This window comes from Geobacillus sp. DSP4a (assembly GCF_013096875.1).
In the GTDB taxonomy this organism is placed as follows: Bacteria; Bacillota; Bacilli; order Bacillales; family Anoxybacillaceae; genus Geobacillus; species Geobacillus thermophilus.
On sequence record NZ_SDLD01000087.1, the window covers coordinates 1 to 4239 of the forward strand.

Genomic DNA, 4239 nt, shown 5'->3' on the forward strand with positions numbered 1-4239 from the left:
TTGAATCACGTCCTCCTCCCCCTCCTATGAACCGATGGATTTTCTCTTCCGAAATAATTCACAAAAAATTTAGCACATTCTTTCAGAAAAGGGGAGAGGGCTTTCTGAAGGAATGTGCAAAAAAATGTCTCTTTTGTTCCGAAATAAAGTGATAATTTACAGCAAGACGATCGATACGTTTGATTTTACCGCGCAGCCTTCGGTGGATGAGCGCCGGATTCGAGAACTGCTTACGTTGTCCTTTATTGACCGGAAAGAAAATATCCTCTTTCTCGGTCCACCGGGGATTGGGAAGACACATCTGGCAATTTCGATTGGAATGGAGGCGATCGCAAGAGGATATAAAACGTATTTTATTACCGCTCACGATTTGGTCAATCAGTTAAGAAGAGCCGACCAGGAAGGAAAGTTGGAGAAAAAGCTTCGTGTCTTTGTGAAGCCAACCGTTCTCATTATTGATGAAATGGGGTATCTAAAACTGGACCCGAACAGCGCTCATTACTTATTTCAAGTGATCGCCCGGCGGTACGAGCATGCCCCGATTATCCTCACCTCCAACAAAAGCTTTGGGGAATGGGGAGAAATCGTGGGAGACTCGGTTTTGGCGACAGCGATGTTAGATCGATTACTGCATCATTCCATCATTTTCAACCTAAAGGGGGAAAGCTATCGATTACGGGAAAAGAGGCTCCAAGAAGAAAAACAGAAGGATCAATGAAAGGTCCTTCTGGGGAATTTTAAACCGGCGATTTTGGGGAAAAAATAATCGGCCTTGACACCGTGGAACGGGAGAAAACCTTTATTTCAATTTATATATATAGATTCATGATTAACTTCTCAAACTTGCTTACTCCATCGCCTTACGAATATGCTCTGGAATCATCACTACTTCTGTTGTGATCACAGGTTCGTTATATTCCTCATCAATACACTCATACCAGAACGCCAAATGTTTTTTATCAATTTCGTGTTCGGACTCTTCTACGGAAATCCCGCCTTCTCCCTGAACAGAGAACCAGTAAAGAAACTCTCCTTCCTCATTTCGCTCGCGGAAGATCGCTTCGACATGCATTTTTTCATCTTTGAGCGTCAACAGCACCTCGTTCATATGTGTGTTTAATAATTCCATCCATTCATCCACCCGCTTCGATTTTCCTTCCTTTACGCGAAATTTGCTTAATTCTACTTTCATCTCATGCTTCCACCTTTCTATTTATTGATGAGCTTCAAAATATAGAAAGAAAGCAGTATATCTTGTATGCCATGCCGAAAACGGTGGAGATAAGCGTCGCATAATAGTCATCAATGTGACCGTGCGCCACATGCCAGACAACTAACAGAAAAATGATATAGCATACTACATCGAGCAGCATCCCTTGCTTAGACGTTCGTTTTTCACCTTATCTTTCTACTCTATTTCGCTTCCTATCTATATAATTCCTTCTATAATTTTACACTTAACTATATAAATGCACCTTGAAAAGTTAACCTTTGCATCACGCTGCACACCCCAAGCGTCGAAGCACCTCTTCCGGTTGTTGATCTATATATTCCATAAACCGGGCAATGGCTTGGTCAATATCCATTTGATCTTTGTGAAACACATTGGCAATGGCCGCATCCTTGAGCCATTTCCACAAGCGTTCGATGGGATTCAGCTGTGGGGAATAAGGAGCTAAAAAGATCAAGTGAAACGATTCCCCTTCTTGGCGCAAGAAATCTCTCACCATTTTGGCATGGTGGATGCGGGCATTGTCGAGCACGAGCACGATCAGCTGGTCTGGATAACGGCTCTTCAAGATCTTTAAAAAATCCAAAAACGTCGTCGCATTCGCAGCGACTGCTCGATGAAGAACGGTGTCCCCATTGAGCACATTCACCGCCCCAAATACAGAAACGTGGGCATGATGGCCGCACGTAGGCACTTTCCATTTCACCTCACCGAACACGATTGTACGCACACGATTTTCTTTTCTCGAATCGTATTCGGTAAATAAAAAACAAGGGATTCCACTTACGTGAAACCCCTTGTCCCTAAAGCCTTTCTCCCTATTTTCGATGCCGATGGTGGGAGTCGAACCCACACGGGGGGCTACCCCACACGATTTTGAGTCGTGCGCGTCTGCCAATTCCGCCACATCGGCGCGACATGCATTATTTTATCACATTACTTCATGTCTGTCAACACTTTTTATATTCATTAGATGGAGGCGGCACCCGGATTCGAACCGGGGGTAAAGGTTTTGCAGACCTCTGCCTTACCACTTGGCTATGCCGCCTTGATCGAGAGCGGAAGACGGGACTCGAACCCGCGACCCCCACCTTGGCAAGGTGGTGTTCTACCACTGAACTACTTCCGCATCATTGGCTGGGGTAGCTGGATTCGAACCAACGCATCACGGAGTCAAAGTCCGTTGCCTTACCGCTTGGCTATACCCCAACGCTGTAAAAGTGAAGGGCGACTAGTGGGAATCGAACCCACGCATGCCAGAGCCACAATCTGGTGCGTTAACCACTTCGCCATAGTCGCCATAATGATAATCAAAAGGCAGGGGCAGTAGGAATCGAACCCACACCGGAGGTTTTGGAGACCTCTGTTCTACCATTAAACTATGCCCCTTCAATCATGGTGGAGGGGGACGGATTCGAACCGCCGAACCCAAAGGGAGCGGATTTACAGTCCGCCGCGTTTAGCCACTTCGCTACCCCTCCAAGGAATGGTGCCGACTGCAGGACTTGAACCCGCAACCTACTGATTACGATTCAGTTGCTCTACCAATTGAGCTAAGTCGGCATAAAACAAATACAAGAAGGTGGCTCATTGTTGTGCTCTGTGCCTCTTCCTCTACAAGCTGATTCGAGGAAGCAGGATGCGTCGAGGCAACTCGAAGCCGACTCGACGAAGCAAGTGCTCGTCTCTACCAATTGAGCTAAGTCGGCATAACTATGATATAAATCGCGGCTCATTGTTCATTTGTTGTGTCCCTTCCTCTACCAGCCAACTCGAAGAAGCTGGATGCGTCGGGACAACTTGCAGCCGATTCGATGAAGCGGATGCTCGTCTCTACCAATTGAGCTAAGTTGGCATACATATGATGCACATTATGTTATATGGTGGCTCGGGACGGAATCGAACCGCCGACACAAGGATTTTCAGTCCTTTGCTCTACCGACTGAGCTACCGAGCCATATTAAGTTTTACGTTACTTTGCTTGTACTGCACTGTGTCTCTTCTTCTGCAAGGTGATTCGAGGAAGCCAGATGCGTTGAGGCAACTCCGACTGAGCTGCTGAGCTGTCTCTTTTCATAATTTTGAAACAATGGCGGTCCCGACGGGACTCGAACCCGCGATCTCCTGCGTGACAGGCAGGCATGTTAACCACTACACTACGGGACCAATTTGGTTGCGGGGGCAGGATTTGAACCTGCGACCTTCGGGTTATGAGCCCGACGAGCTACCGGACTGCTCCACCCCGCGACGATAGGAAAGTAAATTAATTTGCACAATGTTCTTAGCGTTATTGTCCGTTGCCTCTTCCTCTACAAGCTGATTCAAAGATGCCAGATGCGTCGAGGCAACTCGAAGTGAATTCGATGAAGCAAAGGCTCGTCGCTCCACTCCACAACGATTAAAAATGGTGGAGGATGACGGGATCGAACCGCCGACCCCTTGCTTGTAAGGCAAGTGCTCTCCCAGCTGAGCTAATCCTCCACGAAGAAGTGACCCGTACGGGATTCGAACCCGTGTTACCGCCGTGAAAGGGCGGTGTCTTAACCACTTGACCAACGGGCCATGTTGATGAATCATGGCGGAGAGCAAGGGATTCGAACCCTTGAGGCGCTATTCACGCCTACACGATTTCCAATCGTGCTCCTTCGACCACTCGGACAGCTCTCCACGATGGCTCCGCAGGCAGGATTCGAACCTGCGACCAATCGGTTAACAGCCGATTGCTCTACCACTGAGCTACTGCGGAATGACATCACTTTAGACATTTATTATTATAATGATTCGCGTTGAGCTGTCAAGGACTTTTTTTCATTCCTTCAAAACTAGATAACCGTTTCGGGAAGAAGCCGGGGCGAACCGCTCGCCTCCGCTTTTCTTGGTTAAGCCCTCGATCGATTAGTATCCGTCAGCTCCACGTGTCGCCACGCTTCCACCTCGGACCTATCGACCTCGTCATCTTCGAGGGATCTTACCCGCCTGACGCGGTGGGAAATCTCATCTTGAGGGGG

Annotated in this window: 3 protein-coding genes, 15 tRNA genes and 1 rRNA gene; 1 reads left to right on the forward strand and 18 read right to left on the reverse strand. The window is 47.7% G+C overall.

What is annotated here, in order from left to right:
- Window positions 1–112: 112 nt before the first annotated feature.
- Window positions 113–718 carry an IS21-like element helper ATPase IstB gene (gene istB, locus ETC02_RS16155; RefSeq protein ID WP_256370920.1) on the forward strand — a complete coding sequence of 202 codons (606 nt, stop codon included), beginning with the start codon at window positions 113–115 and terminating at the stop codon, window positions 716–718.
- Between the two features lie 129 nt (window positions 719–847).
- Here the strand turns inward: istB and ETC02_RS16160 are convergent, their stop codons facing one another.
- The 18 genes from ETC02_RS16160 to ETC02_RS16245 form a co-directional block, all read right to left on the reverse strand.
- On the reverse strand, window positions 848–1192 hold the full coding sequence (locus tag ETC02_RS16160; RefSeq protein WP_012749497.1) for a DUF6176 family protein: 345 nt from the start codon (window positions 1190–1192) through the stop codon (window positions 848–850).
- A 304-nt stretch (window positions 1193–1496) separates the two neighbouring features.
- Window positions 1497–1961, reverse strand: coding sequence for an IS630 family transposase (locus ETC02_RS16165; protein ID WP_171698422.1), 465 nt, complete (start codon window positions 1959–1961; stop codon window positions 1497–1499).
- 98 nt (window positions 1962–2059) lie between these two features.
- Window positions 2060–2144 (reverse strand) — tRNA-Leu (locus ETC02_RS16170).
- Window positions 2145–2205: 61 nt separating this feature from the next.
- Window positions 2206–2279 (reverse strand) — tRNA-Cys (locus ETC02_RS16175).
- Window positions 2280–2288: 9 nt separating this feature from the next.
- A tRNA-Gly gene (locus tag ETC02_RS16180) sits at window positions 2289–2360 on the reverse strand.
- A gap of 5 nt (window positions 2361–2365) precedes the next feature.
- A tRNA-Gln gene (locus ETC02_RS16185) sits at window positions 2366–2440 on the reverse strand.
- Window positions 2441–2457: 17 nt separating this feature from the next.
- A tRNA-His gene (locus ETC02_RS16190) sits at window positions 2458–2530 on the reverse strand.
- Between the two features lie 19 nt (window positions 2531–2549).
- A tRNA-Trp gene (locus tag ETC02_RS16195) sits at window positions 2550–2620 on the reverse strand.
- 7 nt (window positions 2621–2627) lie between these two features.
- Window positions 2628–2712, reverse strand: a tRNA-Tyr gene (locus tag ETC02_RS16200).
- A 6-nt stretch (window positions 2713–2718) separates the two neighbouring features.
- A tRNA-Thr gene (locus ETC02_RS16205) sits at window positions 2719–2794 on the reverse strand.
- Between the two features lie 318 nt (window positions 2795–3112).
- A tRNA-Phe gene (locus ETC02_RS16210) sits at window positions 3113–3188 on the reverse strand.
- Window positions 3189–3321: 133 nt separating this feature from the next.
- Window positions 3322–3397 (reverse strand) — tRNA-Asp (locus ETC02_RS16215).
- Between the two features lie 4 nt (window positions 3398–3401).
- Window positions 3402–3478: transfer RNA gene (locus tag ETC02_RS16220), tRNA-Met, on the reverse strand.
- A gap of 158 nt (window positions 3479–3636) precedes the next feature.
- Window positions 3637–3712: transfer RNA gene (locus ETC02_RS16225), tRNA-Val, on the reverse strand.
- Between the two features lie 9 nt (window positions 3713–3721).
- Window positions 3722–3793: transfer RNA gene (locus ETC02_RS16230), tRNA-Glu, on the reverse strand.
- Between the two features lie 14 nt (window positions 3794–3807).
- Window positions 3808–3898 (reverse strand) — tRNA-Ser (locus ETC02_RS16235).
- Between the two features lie 4 nt (window positions 3899–3902).
- Window positions 3903–3977: transfer RNA gene (locus tag ETC02_RS16240), tRNA-Asn, on the reverse strand.
- 129 nt (window positions 3978–4106) lie between these two features.
- Window positions 4107–4239, reverse strand: a 23S ribosomal RNA gene (locus ETC02_RS16245); the annotation flags it as partial.

Coding starts and splice junctions, on each gene's coding strand:
- istB (WP_256370920.1), top strand. CDS start 113: ATGTGCAAAAAAATGTCTCTTTTGTTCCGAAATAAAGTGATAATTTAC.
- ETC02_RS16160 (WP_012749497.1), bottom strand. CDS start 1,192: ATGAAAGTAGAATTAAGCAAATTTCGCGTAAAGGAAGGAAAATCGAAG.